This window comes from Streptomyces sp. NPDC041124 (assembly GCF_055592385.1).
On sequence record NZ_JBVIYR010000011.1, the window covers coordinates 193,211 to 209,145 of the forward strand.

Annotated in this window: 17 protein-coding genes and 1 tRNA gene; 8 read left to right on the forward strand and 10 right to left on the reverse strand. The window is 70.7% G+C overall.

The window, feature by feature from the left end:
• Positions 1-130: 130 nt before the first annotated feature.
• On the reverse strand, positions 131-1,657 hold the full coding sequence (locus ACZ6A9_RS27530) for an MFS transporter (RefSeq protein WP_468990429.1): 1,527 nt from the start codon (positions 1,655-1,657) through the stop codon (positions 131-133).
• Between the two features lie 63 nt (positions 1,658-1,720).
• On the opposite strand from ACZ6A9_RS27530, the gene ACZ6A9_RS27535 reads away from it, so the two are divergent.
• A complete protein-coding gene (locus tag ACZ6A9_RS27535) occupies positions 1,721-2,698 on the forward strand; it encodes a helix-turn-helix transcriptional regulator (protein ID WP_468990432.1) in 978 nt (325 codons plus the stop codon).
• Positions 2,699-3,072: 374 nt separating this feature from the next.
• On the opposite strand, the gene ACZ6A9_RS27540 is transcribed toward ACZ6A9_RS27535, so the two are convergent.
• Both ACZ6A9_RS27540 and ACZ6A9_RS27545 read right to left on the reverse strand, forming a co-directional pair.
• Positions 3,073-3,792, reverse strand: coding sequence for a TetR/AcrR family transcriptional regulator (locus tag ACZ6A9_RS27540; protein WP_468990435.1), 720 nt, complete (start codon positions 3,790-3,792; stop codon positions 3,073-3,075).
• Between the two features lie 379 nt (positions 3,793-4,171).
• Positions 4,172-5,170, reverse strand: a complete 999-nt coding sequence (locus ACZ6A9_RS27545; RefSeq protein WP_228969932.1) for a sigma-70 family RNA polymerase sigma factor — start codon at positions 5,168-5,170, stop codon at positions 4,172-4,174.
• 199 nt (positions 5,171-5,369) lie between these two features.
• Between ACZ6A9_RS27545 and ACZ6A9_RS27550 the strand changes: the two genes are divergently transcribed.
• Positions 5,370-5,888 carry a GNAT family N-acetyltransferase gene (locus ACZ6A9_RS27550; protein ID WP_468990438.1) on the forward strand — a complete coding sequence of 173 codons (519 nt, stop codon included), beginning with the start codon at positions 5,370-5,372 and terminating at the stop codon, positions 5,886-5,888.
• A 57-nt stretch (positions 5,889-5,945) separates the two neighbouring features.
• Here the strand turns inward: ACZ6A9_RS27550 and ACZ6A9_RS27555 are convergent, their stop codons facing one another.
• Positions 5,946-6,707: a DODA-type extradiol aromatic ring-opening family dioxygenase gene (locus ACZ6A9_RS27555; protein WP_228969982.1), complete on the reverse strand. Its 762-nt coding sequence runs from the start codon at positions 6,705-6,707 to the stop codon at positions 5,946-5,948.
• A 143-nt stretch (positions 6,708-6,850) separates the two neighbouring features.
• Here ACZ6A9_RS27555 and ACZ6A9_RS27560 point away from each other — a divergent pair, with 143 nt between their 5' ends.
• A complete protein-coding gene (locus ACZ6A9_RS27560) occupies positions 6,851-7,366 on the forward strand; it encodes a MarR family winged helix-turn-helix transcriptional regulator (RefSeq protein WP_468990441.1) in 516 nt (171 codons plus the stop codon).
• Positions 7,367-7,510: 144 nt separating this feature from the next.
• Here ACZ6A9_RS27560 and ACZ6A9_RS27565 read toward each other — a convergent pair whose 3' ends face one another.
• Positions 7,511-9,055, reverse strand: coding sequence for an MFS transporter (locus ACZ6A9_RS27565; protein ID WP_468990445.1), 1,545 nt, complete (start codon positions 9,053-9,055; stop codon positions 7,511-7,513).
• Positions 9,056-9,207: 152 nt separating this feature from the next.
• Positions 9,208-9,849: a TetR/AcrR family transcriptional regulator gene (locus tag ACZ6A9_RS27570; RefSeq protein ID WP_468990448.1), complete on the reverse strand. Its 642-nt coding sequence runs from the start codon at positions 9,847-9,849 to the stop codon at positions 9,208-9,210.
• Positions 9,850-10,137: 288 nt separating this feature from the next.
• On the opposite strand from ACZ6A9_RS27570, the gene ACZ6A9_RS27575 reads away from it, so the two are divergent.
• The 3 genes from ACZ6A9_RS27575 to ACZ6A9_RS27585 all read left to right on the forward strand — a co-directional run bounded on the left by ACZ6A9_RS27575 (position 10,138) and on the right by ACZ6A9_RS27585 (position 12,553).
• Positions 10,138-11,433, forward strand: coding sequence for a M6 family metalloprotease domain-containing protein (locus tag ACZ6A9_RS27575; protein WP_468990450.1), 1,296 nt, complete (start codon positions 10,138-10,140; stop codon positions 11,431-11,433).
• Positions 11,434-11,525: 92 nt separating this feature from the next.
• Positions 11,526-12,344, forward strand: a complete 819-nt coding sequence (locus ACZ6A9_RS27580) for an SAM-dependent methyltransferase (RefSeq protein ID WP_468990453.1) — start codon at positions 11,526-11,528, stop codon at positions 12,342-12,344.
• Between the two features lie 136 nt (positions 12,345-12,480).
• Positions 12,481-12,553: transfer RNA gene (locus ACZ6A9_RS27585), tRNA-Arg, on the forward strand.
• A gap of 119 nt (positions 12,554-12,672) precedes the next feature.
• Here the strand turns inward: ACZ6A9_RS27585 and ACZ6A9_RS27590 are convergent.
• Together ACZ6A9_RS27590 and ACZ6A9_RS27595 are read right to left on the reverse strand one after the other, a co-directional pair.
• Positions 12,673-13,140, reverse strand: coding sequence for a PIN domain-containing protein (locus ACZ6A9_RS27590; RefSeq protein WP_468990457.1), 468 nt, complete (start codon positions 13,138-13,140; stop codon positions 12,673-12,675).
• Positions 13,130-13,399: a type II toxin-antitoxin system Phd/YefM family antitoxin gene (locus ACZ6A9_RS27595; RefSeq protein ID WP_468990459.1), complete on the reverse strand. Its 270-nt coding sequence runs from the start codon at positions 13,397-13,399 to the stop codon at positions 13,130-13,132. The genes ACZ6A9_RS27590 and ACZ6A9_RS27595 overlap by 11 nt, the downstream gene beginning before the upstream one ends.
• A 437-nt stretch (positions 13,400-13,836) precedes the next feature.
• Here ACZ6A9_RS27595 and ACZ6A9_RS27600 point away from each other — a divergent pair, with 437 nt between their 5' ends.
• Together ACZ6A9_RS27600 and ACZ6A9_RS27605 are read left to right on the forward strand one after the other, a co-directional pair.
• A complete protein-coding gene (locus ACZ6A9_RS27600; RefSeq protein ID WP_381360068.1) occupies positions 13,837-14,103 on the forward strand; it encodes a hypothetical protein in 267 nt (88 codons plus the stop codon).
• Positions 14,100-14,546 (forward strand): hypothetical protein, encoded by a 447-nt coding sequence (locus ACZ6A9_RS27605; RefSeq protein ID WP_468990462.1) that lies wholly within the window; start codon positions 14,100-14,102, stop codon positions 14,544-14,546. Before ACZ6A9_RS27600 ends, ACZ6A9_RS27605 begins: the two co-directional genes overlap by 4 nt.
• 290 nt (positions 14,547-14,836) lie before the next feature.
• On the opposite strand, the gene ACZ6A9_RS27610 is transcribed toward ACZ6A9_RS27605, so the two are convergent.
• Positions 14,837-15,265 carry a PIN domain-containing protein gene (locus tag ACZ6A9_RS27610; RefSeq protein WP_468990464.1) on the reverse strand — a complete coding sequence of 143 codons (429 nt, stop codon included), beginning with the start codon at positions 15,263-15,265 and terminating at the stop codon, positions 14,837-14,839.
• Positions 15,262-15,450, reverse strand: a complete 189-nt coding sequence (locus ACZ6A9_RS27615; RefSeq protein ID WP_468990467.1) for a hypothetical protein — start codon at positions 15,448-15,450, stop codon at positions 15,262-15,264. Before ACZ6A9_RS27615 ends, ACZ6A9_RS27610 begins: the two co-directional genes overlap by 4 nt.
• Between the last annotated feature and the right edge of the window lie 485 nt (positions 15,451-15,935).

The window sequence follows — 15,935 nt, forward strand, 5'->3', positions numbered from 1 at the left end:
GAAAGTAAACACGTGCGGGCATGATCGGGCTTCCGTTTGTGTCCGTTCCGTGCGACAGACGCGACAGGGAAGGGCCCGGCACCCGTGAACCACGGTGCCGGGCCCTTCCGTCGGCCGGTGACGCGTCCGCTCAGGACACCAGCTCGGGCTCCTTCTCCTTCTCCGTTTCCACTGCCGCCGGCGTCTCCTGCGCGCCCTCCACGTGCTGGGCCGGGCGCTTCGGCAGCGCGAACATCAGCAGGAAGATCACGCCCAGCACCGCGGCCACCCAGCCCAGCGCGTGCCGGAAACCGTCGACGAAGGCCGGTCCCACCTCGGCCGGGGCGAGACCGTCGTCGATCACCCCGAAGAACACCACCGACACCAGGCCGAGACCCAGCGCGTTGCCCATCTGCTGCACGGTGTTGATCAGCCCCGACGCCGACCCGGCGTGCTCGCGCGGCACCTCGGAGAGCACCGCGTCGGTCAGCGGCGCCACGACCAGCCCCATGCCCGCGCCCATGACCAGCAGCGGCAGCGCCATCTGCCAGGAGGTGATCGCCTGCCCGTACCGCTCCGCCTCCCACAGGTAGATCAGCACACCGGCCGTCATCACCAGCGCGCCCGCCTGGAGCACCTTGCGCCCGAAGCGCGGCACCAGCAGCTGTACGGACATCCCGGCGGCCGCGGACACCGCGACGGAGAACGGCAGCCCGGTCAGTCCGGCCCGCAGCACGCTCCAGCCGAGGCCGATCTGCATGTACAGCGTCCACACCAGGAAGAAGACGCCGAGGCCGATGCCGAACACCGTCTGCACCGCGATGCCGGCCGCGAAGCTCTTGACCCGGAACAGCGACAGTTCGATCAGGGGCGAGCCGTCCCGTGCGCCCTTGACCCGCTCGTACGCCACCAGCGCACCGAAGACCACCAGCGCGCCCGCCATCGACGCGTACCCCCACAGCGGCCAGCCCAGTTCGCGGCCGCGGGTCAGCGGGTACAGCAGCATCAGCAGCCCCAGGGTCACCAGCGCCACGCCCACCAGGTCCAGTTTCAGGGCGCGCGGCGCCTTGGACTCGGTGATGAAGCGGCGGCCGAGGAGCAGGCCCGCGATGCCGACCGGCAGGTTGATCAGGAAGATCGGCCGCCATTGCAGACCGAGCAGGTTCCACTCCGTCAGCAGCGCGCCGAGCAGCGGTCCGGACACCGCGCCCAGGCCGACGACCGCGCCGAACAGCCCGAACACCTTGCCGCGTTCGTGCGCCGGGAAGGTCGCGTGCACGATGGACAGCACCTGCGGCACCATCAGCGCCGCCGTGGCGCCCTGGAGGATGCGGGAGGCGACCAGCATCTCCGGGTTCACGGCGAGCCCGCACAGCGCGGAGGCGACGGTGAAGCCGCCGATGCCGATGAGGAAGATCCGCTTGCGGCCGTGGATGTCACCGAGCCGGCCGCCGGTGACGAGCCCGGCGGCGAAGGCCAGCGCGTAGCCCGCGGTGATCCACTGGATCTGGCTGAACGTGGCGCCCTCATGGCGCTGGATGGACGGGATCGCGATGTTGACGATCGTGACGTCGACGAGGTCCATGAAGGCCGCGGTCATCACGATCGCCAGCGCGAGCCAGCGGCGGCGGTCGCCCGCGCCGGGTGGTACTGCGTGCGGGGTGTCGGTGGAGGTCATGTCCCGCAAGCTATGCGGCAAGTAGGCCGGATCGTGTCCTAGTTCTGCGGCATCCTCGATGTCATGACGACGGACACTCCGGCCCGGCTGCTGACCCTCCTCTCCCTCCTCCAGACGCCCCGCGAGTGGCCCGGCGGTGAGCTGGCCGACCGGCTCGGGGTCTCCCGCCGCACCATCCGGCGGGACATCGACCGGCTGCGCGAGCTCGGCTATCCGGTGCAGGCGACGCTCGGCGCGGAGGGCGGCTACCGGCTCGTCGCGGGCAAGGCGATGCCCCCGCTGGTGCTCGACGACGAGGAGGCGGTGGCCATCGCGGTCGGGCTGCGGGCCGGGGCCGGGCACGCGCTGGAGGGCGTGGACGAGGCGTCCGTGCGGGCGCTGGCGAAACTGGAGCAGGTGCTGCCCGGCAGGCTGCGTCACCGGGTCAGCACGCTGCAGGCCGCGACCACCCCGCTGACCAGCGGCGACGGCGCGACGATCGCGCCGGAGACGCTCACCGTCATGGCCTCCACGGTGGCCGGGCGCGAGCGGCTGCGGTTCGCCTACCGCGCGGCCGACGGCACCGCCTCCCGCCGGGTGGTGGAGCCGTACCGGCTGGTGTCGACCGGGCGGCGCTGGTACCTCGTGGCGTACGACCTCGACCGTGCGGACTGGCGGACCTTCCGCGTCGACCGGGTCAGCGACCCCTTCGCGACCGGGGCGCGGTTCGCCCCGAGGGAGCTGCCGACGGGAAGCGCCGCGGAGTACCTGCGCCGCTCGATGTACCGGGGCCAGGAGTCGTACGAGATGGTCGTCACCTTCGCCGCGCCGGCGGCCACGGTCGCGGCCCGCATCCCGGGCTGGATGGGCGCCCCCGAGCCCCTGGACGAGGCGACCTGCCGGCTCCGGGCCACGGTCAGCGACGCCAAGGACTGGATGGCGGTACGACTGGCCATGCTGGGCCACGACTTCACCGTGCACGAGCCGGCGGAACTCGTGGACGCGGTGCGGGAGCTGGGCGGACGGATGATCCGGGCGGCGTCGGGTGACGGCGGACGCTGAGGCCCGCCCGGCGGAACGCGTCGGAGGCAGTCGGCGGTGTCCGCCCGGCGGAGGCGGGCGGGGTCGGGTGCGCTCCCCCGCGAGGCGGAGGGCGCCGACGCGAGGGTCGAGGCCGAGCGTGGGGGGCGGCAGCCGGCGACGACGCCGCGGACCGGCGCGGCGGGCCTCATGTCTCCGGCACGTTCCACCGGAGACGAGGGGTGGCGTGCGGATCGGGTCGGCTCCGGCGGGCGGTGCCCCGCGCCAGGCGCCGAACGGGGTGCCGCCCCTCGCCCAGCGGACGGGGCGCCGGGGCGCAGCCACGGCGACCGACAGCACCTCGCGGCCCTCGGCGCCGCACGCCCGGCTCGGCCCCCGTGCCGGATCCCGGGCGGTCACGCCCCCTGGCCCGGGCGCGCCCCGTGGGGGGTCGGCGGTTCCCAGGGGAAGTCCCGCAGCGCCGCCAGGTTGGTGAGCGCCAGTTCGGCCGGTCCGCGCGGTCCCTCCGCGGGAGCGTCGCCGGCCGCCCAGCACTCCGTCGCCGTGCGGACGGCCGCGCCGGCGACCGCCGCGGTGAAGCGGAGACGGCCGTGTTCGGCAACGTTGTCGGCGTCGTAGGGGACGTGAGTGGCCGTCAGCCGTTCCGCCAGTGCCTGCGCCAGGTTCCGCTCCGCCGCCCGGCAGGCCTCCGCCCACACCCGGTGCAGGGCCGGGTCGGCCTGCGCCAGCCGGATCAGGGTGCGCACCCAGTCCCAGGACGCCGCCGACACCCCGCGGCCGGGCGTCAGCGTGTGGCGCACGGCGTCCTCCAGGACCCGCGGCAGCGGCAGTCCGGCGGGGGCGGCACGCACGGCCTCGACCCAGCGCTGGGCGCCGGTCGCGTAGAGCGGACCGATGGCGTCCTCCTTGCCGGCGAAATACCGGTAGAAGGTGCGCGGGGCGACACCGGCCGCCTGGGCGATGTCCTCGGCGCGGGTGGCGCGCAGCCCCTGCCGGACGAAGAGTCCCGCCGCCGCGCGGGCGATCTCCATACGGGTCTCGGCCTTGCGCCGTTCGGTCAGCGAGGCGGACCGGGCCGCGGGCGGGAGGGGCGGGGTCGGGGTCGTGCTGCTCACGCACGGCAGGCTATGCCCATGTGGCACAATCTGCCATCTGGTGGGCCACCCCGGGGTTCAGGTTCGGGGTGGCCCGCTGTGCACGCCCGGACAGGAAAAGAGCCGGGCCCGGCGCCCGGGGGGAGGGGCGCCGAACCCGGCCTTGGGAAGTCCCGGCGCCGGGGGGGGTGGTGCGTCGGGACGTGGCTCGTGCGGTCCAGGGGAGAGTCCGCGAGGCCCGAACTCCTGGGCTCTGCCTTCTTGTTCCCTGGGCCTCGCGGGTTGAAGCGGCGGGGAACAGCCATGTTTGCGCTGTCTTCCGCCACCCGGCGTACGCGGCCGGGGTGTTCACGCTACCGCGACGGATCGCGTGGCCACCCCGGCGGGGTGAGGCGGACGCTCACGCGGCCGCGTCGAAGCCGGTGTCGCGGGCCAGCTTCTTCAGCTCCAGCAGCGCGTGCTTCTCGATCTGGCGGATGCGCTCGCGGGTCAGACCGTGCTCCTTGCCGACCTCGGTCAGCGTGCGCTCGCGGCCGTCCTCGATGCCGTACCGCATCTTGATGATGGAGGCCGTGCGCTGGTCGAGGCGGCCGATCAGGTCGTCCAGCTCCTCGCTGCGCAGCAGCGTCAGCACCGACTGCTCCGGCGACACCGCGGAGGTGTCCTCCAGGAGGTCTCCGAACTGGGTCTCGCCCTCGTCGTCCACCGACATGTTCAGCGAGACCGGGTCGCGGGCCCAGTCGAGCACGTCGATGACCCGCTCCGGGGTGGAGCCGAGCTCGGCGGCGACCTCCGCGGGCTCCGGGTCCCTGCCGTGCTCACGGTTGAACTCGCGCTGCACGCGCCGGATCCGGCCCAGCTCCTCCACCAGGTGGACGGGCAGACGGATGGTGCGCGACTGGTCGGCTATGGACCGCGTGATGGCCTGACGGATCCACCACGTGGCGTACGTCGAGAACTTGAAGCCCTTGCGGTAGTCGAACTTCTCGACCGCGCGCACCAGGCCGGCGTTGCCCTCCTGGATCAGGTCGAGCAGCGGCAGGCCGCTGCGCGGGTACCGGCGGGCCACGGCGACGACGAGGCGCAGGTTGGACCGGATGAAGACGTCCTTCGCCCGCTCGCTCGCGTCGTACAGGGCCTCCAGCTCCTCCTGGGAGGCCCCCGCCTTGTTCTCCTCGAGGCCGTCGAGGATCTGCTTCGCGAACACACCCGCTTCGATGATCTGGGACAGCTCGACCTCCTTGGCGGCGTCGAGCAGCGGCGTGCGCGCGATCTCGTCGAGGTACATGCCGACCAGGTCGCGATCGGCGATCTCGCCGCTGTGGGCGCGAACACTGGTTGCCGCGTCGGTCGTCTCGCCGGCGGCGGACTTACGACGGGCGACGGCACGGGTTGCCATGCGTGCTCCCTTGCGATGGTGAGGTCAGCGGGTGGTCCTGCGGACGCTCGGCACTTCTACAGGTCTTCGGGTCTCTTCGGACTCTGCTCGGGTGCCCGCATCCGTAGGAAACAACGACTGGAATCCGGACAGAATTCCCAACCCGTCCTCCCGATTTTCTGATCATGCAGTACCCTGTCGGCCCACACGGGGAGGCACGATGCCGGCGGAACACGCGGAGATCCAGGTCAGACCGGGCGAGGAGGGCGATCTGACAGCCCTCACCGACCTGTACAACCACTACGTTCGTGAGACGGCCGTCACATTCGACACCGCGCCGCTTCCCCCGGACGGGCGACGCCCCTGGTTGCTCTCCCACCCTGTAGACGGCCCGTACCGCCTGATGGTTGCCACGGACGCCGGGGCGGGCGGAATCCTGGGGTACGCCACCTCCAGCCCCTTCCGCCCCAAACCCGCCTACGCCACGTCCGTGGAGACGACGGTCTACGTCGCCCCGGGCGCCGGGCGGCGCGGCATCGGCACCCTGCTCTACACGGCGCTCTTCGAGGCCCTGAAGGGCGAGGACCTGCACCGCGCCTACGCCGGGATCGCCCAGCCGAACGACGCCTCCACGCGTCTGCACGAGCGCTTCGGCTTCCGTCACGTCGGCACCTACCGGGAGGTGGGCCGCAAGTTCGGCCGCTGGTGGGACGTGGCCTGGTACGAGAAGGAGCTGTAGCCCGGTGCGGTGCGGCTCAGCCGGACGGCGAAGGGCCGCACCCGCGGTCCCGGCGGCTCAGCCGAACTGCACCGACCGCTTGGCCAGTCCCATCCAGAACCCGTCGATCACGGACTTCTGTTCCCCGAGCTCACCGGCGGCGTCCGCGGCGCCCATGGTCACGAAGAGGGGGGCGAAGTGCTCCGTGCGCGGGTGGGCGAGCCGGCCCGCCGGGGACTTGCGGGTGAAGTCCAGCAGCGCGTCCACGTTCCGCGCGTCCAGCGCCTCCTGACCCCAGGCGTCGAACTCCGTCGACCAGGAGGGGATGCCGCCCTGGCGCAGTGCGGCCAGGTTGTGGGTGAAGAAGCCGGAGCCGATGATCAGCACGCCCTCGTCGCGCAGCGGCGCGAGCCGGCGGCCGATGTCCATCAGCTTCACCGGGTCCAGCGTCGGCATGGAGACCTGGAGGACCGGGATGTCGGCCCCGGGGTACATCTCGACCAGCGGCACGTAGGCGCCGTGGTCCAGTCCGCGGTCGGGGACGTCCTGCACGGGCATGCCCGGGGCGCGCAGCAGCTTGCGCACGGACTCGGCGAGGGCCGGGGCTCCGGGGGCGCCGTACTTCACCTGGTAGTAGTGCTGGGGGAAGCCCCAGAAGTCGTAGACGAGGGGGACCGTCTCGGTGGCGCCGAGGGCGAGCGGTGCCTCCTCCCAGTGGGCGGAGACGACGAGGATCGCCTCGGGGCGGGGCAGACCCGCGGACCAGGCGGCCAGCTCGCCGGGCCAGACGGGGTCGTCGGCCAGGGGCGGGGCGCCGTGGCTGAGGTACAGCGCGGGCATGCGTTCCTGAGTGGCGGCGGTCATGACGGCGACTCCCTTCGGCGGGTGACTGGTGACTCGTGTACTTGAATCCTCAACTTCCATCACCGACGGTACGGGAGTTTTGTTTAACATTCAAGAAGGTCCGCCGTACAGTGGACTACATGAACACGGCACCCACATCCGCAGACCCCGGAGAACCCCACTGGCTCACCGACGAGGAACAGCGCGTCTGGCGCGCGTACATCGACGCCACCACGCTCCTGGAGGACCATCTCGACCGTCAGCTCCAGCGGGACGCCGGGATGCCGCACGTGTACTACGGCCTGCTGGTCAAGCTCGCCGAGGCCCCGGACCGGCGCCTGCGGATGACGGAACTGGCGATGTCCGCGAAGATCACCCGTTCCCGCCTCTCGCACGCCGTCGCCCGGCTGGAGAAGAGCGGCTGGGTGCGCCGCGAGGACTGCCCCTCCGACAAGCGGGGCCAGTTCGCCGTGCTGACCGACAAGGGCCTGGAGATGCTAACCCGGCACGCGCCCGGCCATGTGAACGCCGTACGACAGGCCGTGTTCGACCGGCTCACCCCGCAACAGCAGGAGTCCCTCGGCGAGATCATGCGGATCGTCGCCGAGGGACTCCAGCCGAGCGAAGCGGGTGCGGACCTGCCCTGGCTCCGCTGACGAGGCGGAGCCAGGGGCAGGTCCCGGGAGCCGTACGGAGGAGGCGTCCCCTCCTCTTCCGTACGGGTGGTTCGGGGTGTCGGGTGATGCGGGGTGCCGGGCGGTTCGGGGTGCTCCTTCCGTGAGCACCCCGCGGGCCGGCCGTCAGTGCATGGCCACCGGCACCGCCAACTCGTCCGCCACCGCGTCCTCGGAGGACCCGGCGACCGCCGCACCGCCCGGCCGACCCGCGTTGATGAGGGTCAGGGCGACGGCCGCGGCCGCCACCAGGATCCCGACCGCGAACCAGATCGCGCTGGTGTAGCCCTGCACCTGCCCCTGGAGCTGGACCAGCTGCTGCTGGGACCGGCCGGCGGCGCCGCCGATGTGGTCGGCGACATAGGCCGTGGTGGCCGAGGCGGCGATCGTGTTCAGCAGGGCCGTACCGATCGCGCCGCCCACCTGCTGCGAGGTGTTGACCATCGCGGAGGCGACACCGGAGTCACGCGGCTCCACCCCCAGGGTGGCCAGCGACATGGCCGGCATGAACGCCGTACCCATGCCGAGACCGAGCAGCAGCATGCCGGGCAGCAGGACACCCGCGTAGGAGGTGTCGATCTCCAGCTGGGTCAGGAACAGCATGCCGACCGCGGCGACCAGGAAGCCGGGGCCCATCAGCAGCCGGGGCGCGACCCGGGTCATCAGGCGCGTGCCGATCTGCGTCGACCCCACGATCATGCCCGTGACCATCGGCAGGAAGGCGAACCCGGTCCTGACCGGCGAGTACCCCTTCACGACCTGCAGGTAGTAGGTGAGGAAGAGGAACAGGCCGAACATCGCGATGATCGCCATGCCCAGCGACAGGTACACCCCACCCCGGTTGCGCTCGGTGATCACGCGCAGCGGCAGCAGCGGCGCCTCGACCCTGGCCTCGACGGCCACGAAGGCGGCGAGCAGCACGGCGGAGGCGACGAACATGCCGACCGTCACCGAGTCACCCCACCCCTCGGACTCCGCGCGGGTGAAGCCGTAGACCAGCGCGACCAGACCCAGGGTGGAGAGCACCACACCGGGGATGTCGAGCGGCGAACGGTTGCGCCCGCCCGCGGGCTCACGGACGACGAGGTACGCGCCGGCCGCGGCGACCACGGCGAAGGGGATGTTCACGAAGAACGTCCAGCGCCAGTCCAGGTATTCGGTGAGGAACCCGCCGAGGATCAGACCCACGGCACCACCGCCACCGGCGATCGCGCCGTAGATGCCGAAGGCCTTGGCGCGCTCCTTGCCGTCGGTGAACATCACCGCGAGCAGGGACAACGCGGCGGGCGCCAGCAGCGCGCCGAACACGCCCTGCAGCGCGCGGGCGCCGTACATCATGGCCTCGTTGGTGGCCGCGCCACCGAGTGCCGAGGCCAGCGCGAAGCCGCCCAGACCGAGCACGAAGGCCCGCTTGCGCCCCCACAGGTCGGCGATCCGGCCGCCGAACAGCAGGAGCCCGCCGAAGGCCAGGGCATAGGCGGTGACCACCCACTGGCGGTTGCCGTCGGAGATGCCCAGGTCCTGCTGGGCGGAGGGCAGGGCGATGTTCACGATGGTCGCGTCCAGTACGACCATCAGCTGGGCCAGCGCGATGAAGGTGAGCGCCTTCCAGCGGTTGGCGTCCGGGCCGCTCGGAGCCGCTTTCACGGCCGTCGAGGCTGTTTCAGACATGGGGGTACCCACTTCGGTACTCGTGACGGAAATTGAGAATGTCCGGCGAAAAATCGGGTGTCTTCGAGGAACGGCTCGCCCCCGGGACGGCCGCTCCGGGCGAGGCCCGCGGTGGTCGGCGCGGGCGGCGCGGAGGAAGGGTCAGGGCTCGCTCAGCGGCGCAGGTCCTCCACGGTGACGGCCGAACCCGGCAGAAGGGCCGAGGCCGGAGCCCGCATCCCGTCCAGGAACAGCTGCAGATGGCGGTGGACGAAGCGGTCGGCGCTCGTACAGCCGGCACCGGCCGGGGGCCGGCTCAGCTGGGCGACGCCCACCAACAGATCACCGTGCTCCACGTCGGCACGGAGCTGACCGGCCGCCTTGGCGCGGTCCATCAGCTGCGCGACGAGCCCCTCCACACGGCGGCGTGCGTCCTCCAGGTCGGGGTGGTGCTGGTCGAAGGTGCTGGAGATCATCGGGCACAGTGCGCTGATCCGCTCGTCGGCGGCCGTGTGCGCGAAACGCTCCAGCGCCCCGAAGGCGTCCCCGGTCTCGCTCAGCGCCTGCTGGGCCGCCCGCACCGTACGGTCCATCACGGAGCAGACGACCTCGCGCACCAGCGCGTCGCGGTCGGGGAAGTTGCGGTACACCGTGGCATTGCCGACGCCCGCCCGGCGGGCGACCTCGTCGAGCGGCACGTCCGGCCCGAACTCGACGAACATCTCCCGGGCGGCGGTGACGATCCGCTCCCGGTTGCGCAGGGCGTCGGCGCGGGGCCGGGGCGCCTTGCGCGTGGCGGGGGTCGCGGTCTGCACGGTGCACTCCTCGGTGGTGTGACGTCCGGTGTTCCACTGCTGCAGTACTGCGCCGCTCCGATCCGGGGAGTCGATCCCCGCTTCAGGCGGACACACTGCCAAACGGGGAAAGGGTCCCCGCTTATTTCCCGACGCCGAGAAGTTCTGATGTGACCCGCACCACATCCACCGACTCCGGGTGCCGCACGATCGGCCCTCCCAGCGAGCGCCCCCACACCCCTCGACGGAGGGTGATGCAGAGGGTGCAGTCGGTGACCGGCGGCTGCCGTGTGGAGCGGAGGTCCCCGCATGCAGCCGCAGCCGCGCCGACGCCGGATATCCCCGCGCCGCCTGGCCGCCCTCACATCGGTGTCCGCCCTGACCCTCGCCCTGTGCACCTCGGCCGGCAACGGCCACCTCTCCCCCGGCGCCCTCACCCCGGGCGCCGGACCCAGCGCCCTCTCCCGCACCTCCGCACACGGCCCCTGCATGATCGGCGGCAACCGCGCGGTCCAGATGTCCGAGGGCATCCCCACGGCCTCCGGCTACACCCGCTCCACCGGCACGGTCCGCGCCCTCACCCTGATGGTCGACTTCTCCGACGCGCCCGGCGAGGGCGACGCCCTCGACCGCTACCGGGAGTTCTTCCCCCAGACCCGCGAGTGGTTCACCACCAGCTCCTACGGCCGCCTCGACTACCGCCCCGAGATCCCGGTCCCCGACTGGCTCCGCATGCCCAAGTCCTTCCGCGCGTACGGCATAGAGCGCGGCGCCCCCTTCGACCCCGGCTACCGCGAACTGGTCCGCGACATAGTGGCCGAGGCGGACCCCGAGGTGGACTTCCAGGCGTACGACCTGCTGAACGTCCTGGTCACCCCCAACGCGGGCCCGGCCGCCCTCGACACGGTCCTGTCCGTCACCTTCGCCGGCAACAAGGAGGCCCCGACCGCCGACGGCGTCCCCGTCTCCAACGCGTCCTTCGTCTACTCCCGCCAGGACGACGGCTCCGGCTCCTACGACCGCACCGGCTACCGCGTCCTGCCGCACGAGAACGGCCACGTCTTCGGCCTGCCCGACCTCTACACCGCCGAGGGCGGCGGCGCGGTCGGCCACTGGGACATCATGAGCGAGGACTGGGGCGCCAACAACGACTTCCTCGCCTGGCACAAGTGGAAACTGGGCTGGCTGGACGCCTCCCAGGTCGGCTGCGCGGCCGGCCGCGGCACCCGTGAATACGTCCTCACCCCGCTCGCACGGGCAGGCGGCCCGAAACTGGTCTTCCTCCCCCTCGACTCCCACTCCGGCTACGCCCTCGAACTGCGCACCCGAGCCGGCAACGACGAGGCCGTCTGCCGCCCCGGCGTCCTGGTCTACCGCGTCGACGCGAACGTCGACACCGGCATGGGCCCGATCACCGTCTACGACTCCCGCCGCGACAGCGGCGGCTGCACCCGCACCCCCAACGTCCACGCCGAACTCTCGGACGCCACCTTCACCCCCGGCGAGAGCTTCGAGGACCGGGAAGCGGGGATCCGCGTCACGGTCCTCGCGGCGGACGAGAAGTCGTACCGGGTACGGGTGACCCGCACCTCGGCCACCCCCTGAACCCGCCCTCCCCCAATCAGGTCGCTACGGACAACTCCCGCCGCTAGGTTGCTGCTTGACCGCCGCACGCCCAGCTCTGGAGGAAACGTCCCGTGACCGAGATATCCGCGGCATCGTTCGAGGCGCGCAAGCGCATCAGGACCGATCAGCCGCACACGGCCCGGATCTGGAACTACTGGCTCGGCGGCAAGGACAACTACGAGGTCGACCAGGCGGCCGGCGACCAGATCCGCACCCTGCACCCCGGCATCGGCGACTACGCCCTCGCCGACCGGCAGTTCCTCGGCCGCGCCGTGCGGTACCTCGCCGGCGAGTGCGGCACACGCCAGTTCCTCGACATCGGCACCGGCCTGCCCACCGCCGACAACACCCACGAGGTCGCCCAGCGCATCGCCCCCGAGTCCCGCGTCGTCTACGTCGACAACGACCCCATCGTGCTGGCCCACGCCGAGGCCCTCCTCACCAGCACGCCGGAGGGCCGCACGACCTACCTCGACGAAGACCTGCGCAACATCGACACCATCCTCCAACAAGCCGCCCAGACCCTCGACTTCACCAAGCCCGTGGCGCTCATCCTGCTCGGCGTCGTCATCTTCGTCGAGGACGACGACGAGGCGTACGGCACCGTGCGGCGCCTCATGGACGCGCTGCCCTCCGGCAGCCACCTCGTCCTCTCCCACACCATCACCCGCCCCGACATGCCGGACGTCGACGCTGCGGTGGCCTTCTGGAACGAGAACGGCACACCGAAGCTCACCCAGCGCACCCCCCAAGCCGTCACCCGGTTCTTCGACGGCCTGGAACTCCTCCAGCCGGGCGTCGTCTCCTGCAACCGCTGGCGCCCGGACGACACCGACACCGAGCCACCCGCCGAGGTCGCCATGTTCGGCGGCGTCGCCCGCAAGGCCTGACCTCCACCCACTCCCAGCACCCGCCCGAGCGCCGATCCGGTACCCTGTGGATCGAGCGCCCCGGCGGGCGCTGCGGCACACATCCCGGGCACCACCCCGGCCCACGCCGCAGCGGCCGGCCAGGACCCTCACCTTCGCCTTCGTAGCTCAGGGGATAGAGCACCGCTCTCCTAAAGCGGGTGTCGCAGGTTCGAATCCTGCCGGGGGCACACGACACAGGGCCGGTTCGAAGGGCTTGATCCCTCGAACCGGCCCTGCTGCGTGATCACACCCGTGCCACGCGCGGACATGAAGTCCGGTGTGCTCCCACCGCACCAGTGCCCTGCCGTCAGCCTTCGTGGGGCGCCCTCGGGCGGGTGACCGGCACGACGGTGAGGAGGTCGTCAAGCCCTTTGAAATCGTCGGGGTTGGTGGTGAAGAGGGGAAGGTTCTCAGCGACGGCGATGGCAGCGATCATCAGGTCGGCCACCCGGCGGCGTGGCTTGCGGCCGGCGCTGATCACTGCGGCGCAGATACGGCCGTAGATGCGGGCCGCTTCGGCATCGAAGGGGATGGGGTCGAACTCGTTCTCGGCGCGTTGCAGGACGTCGAGCCTGCGGGCGCGTTCGGCATGTTCGTCGTAACTGCTCTGCTCGTCGTTGCGACGGACCTCGTGCGGACCGGCGGACAACTCGGCCAGGGTGATGGCGGTGATCGCCATTTCGTCCGGCAGCTCCTCGGGGGCCACCCAGCGGCGCAGAATCATGATGTTGGTGTCGAGGAGTCCCTGCTGATGCGTCGAGCGGTCAGCGGTCATAGGGATCGTCCGGGTAGGTGTCGGCCGTGACGTCCTGATCGGCGCGGAACCTGTCGAGGTCGATGCCGGGGGCGGTCCTGGACATCGCGGCGAACTCCTCGCGGGAGACGAACCGACGGCGTCGACGCAGCGGCACGAGCTGGCCGATCGGATGTCCGTCGCGGGTGACGGTGAACGACTGGCCGCCCTGTATGGCATCCATGATCTCTCGGGACCGGCTGCGCAGATCCCGCTGGGTGATTTCGGGCTGAACGCTCATACCAACCACCGTAGCACCTGGTGCTACCAAGTGACACATGCTGGCCGAAGGCTTGCGCCGACAAACCCTCCGGCCGTAGCGGCCGGGTACGGCCTTCGCTGGTCGATCTGACTGGAGCTGCCCGGATGAGAAGGCATCTGACATCCACGGCTGACATCAACGACGTCGGACGGGGACACACGCCCGCGACTCCCGCTGGCCGTCGCGCCGGTTGACGACAGCAGTCGGACCGCGATCGGATCGAACTCCTAAAGCGGGTGTCGCAGGTTCGAATCCTGCCGGGGGCACAGCCAGAAGGGCCAGCTCAGGAGGGTTTTCCTCCCAGGCCGGCCCTTCGTGGTGTCCGAGGTTGTGGACACCTCGCGCATTCCTGTGCTTCGGAACGGTCTCTCCGAGAAGAGCAGGCCACGCCACACAGAACATGACATACTCGCAGTATGGCAACCCGGAAGATCACCATCACCGTGCCGGAAGAGCTGGTGGAATCGATCAAGGAGCGCGTCGACGCGCGCGGAGTGTCCGGTTACATCGCGGCCGCAGCCGCTCATCAGGACGCGATGGACCGACTGCGCGAGTTGGCCGACCGCCTAGAGGAAGAGCACGGCGCCGTGACCGACGACGAGCAGCAGGCAGCGCTGGATCGCATCGCCGCCATCGACGGCTGGCATGACGAGCAGCGGTCGGCTTCGGGCGAGGCCGCGTGAGCCACACCGTCCGAGCGAAGTTGCCCCGGCCACGGCAGCGCGTCTTCGTGTTCGACTCCGAGGCTCTCTCCAAGGCGGTTCAGGGCGACCGGGAGATGGCCGCACTGATCAAGACGGCTCCGCGGCTCGACATCCCGGTCGTGACCTCGTCGCTCACGACCTTGGAGGCATGGGACCCGCGCGAGGCGTCGAGACAGGCTCTGTGGAACTGGACCCTGCCCCGAATCCGCGTCGTGCACACGGACGACCAGGTGATCGCCATGGCACGCGACATGCTGAGGGCAGCCGGTCTGCACGGACACAAGTACGCCATCGACGCCGTCTTGGCGGCTGTGGCCGGTCGGGAAGCCGCACAGGGCGCCGAGGCAACCGTATTCACCTCCGACACCGATGACATGAACCAACTCCTCGCGGGCCACTCCGTGCGAGTCGAGAAGGTCTGACGGGAAGTACCTCGAACGCACGACTACGCCGCCGCACTGCCCTGATTGCCACTGGCCGGCATGCGTAGGGTGTGGTCGCCGAAGTCCGCGACCAGATCCAACCCCCCACCGAGCGCCTCCACGATCAAGGGGAAGCTTCACCCTCACCGTGTTCGTTTTGGGAGATACGGGCAACACTGACCCCCACCCGCGTTGCTACATCCCGCTGGACCAGCCCTGAACCAAGGTTCGAATTCTGCCGGGGGCACAGCAAAACACCAGGTCAGGTACGGCACCGACGCCGCGGCCACCTACAGCTGCTGCTCCCACGGATTGACCACAAGAGCCCCGGTTCGGGCCATGTGCTTGATGTTGCGTGTGGCCACCGTCCAACCGTTGGCCAGGGCGGTTGCAGCGATCAGGGCGTCCGGTGGGTCGATGCTGGTGCCGGCGGCTTTGAGCGTCTTGTGGATGGTGAGGTAGGCGGCCGCTTCCGGTTCGCCGATCGGTGCGATGCGGTCACGAAATTCGTGCCGTACCGCAGCGAGGGCTTGTGCGTAGCGAGCTTGCCTTACGGGATCCGGGGCGGCGGCAACGCCGACCTCGATCTCGGCCACGGTGATCACGCTCAGGAAGCGGTTGGGCCGGGCCGTGGACCGAAACCAGGCCAGGACGCGCGGGTCGGGCTTCGTCCGGGTCGTGAGCTCGGCGACGACATTGGTGTCGAACAGGTGGATCACTCGGCGTCCGTCTGCGCATCGTAGGAGCGGGCGCCGAACTCCAGACCCTCGAAGGGCCGGGAGAGCAGAAATTCCTCGAAGCCGTCGTTGCTCAGCGTCACCCAGCGGTGCAGCATCTCGGGCAGCGCCTCGATCTCCGTGTCGGCGAGCTCCGCGTCGAAGTGCCGACGCTGGTCCTCAGGCAAGGACTCCCGGATGTCACGGATGGTCCGCAGTGGGTGCGACGACGGGGGCGGCGGGTGAGGCACACCGCTCGAAGCTGTGGTCATCGGCATCCCCTCCGCGTGCATCGGCCTGCGTACTGCTGGTCCCAGGCTACGGGTTTCCGCCTGCCCGCTCACAGCTTTGGGACGAGGGCGGGGCATCCGTCAGCCTGGCCGCCGAGCGACAGCTGCGATTCTTACGGCGTGCGCCTGGTCGTCCTCGTCAACAGATACCTCCCCCAGCCCAGTGGCCGGCCGGAACGGATTCAGCACACATGAGGCTGGGAATGGCTGAGAACACGCGAGAACCGTGGAGGAGCGATTTCGCGGCTCAGCTGCACTGGAGGCTTCGTTTACGCAGGTCACGGCCACCCAAGGAAAATTCCTGAAGCGGGTGTCGCAGGTTCGAATCCTGCCGGGGGCACCAGCGCAAAGGCCGGCTGGTACGGGGCGATGAGTTTGCGGAC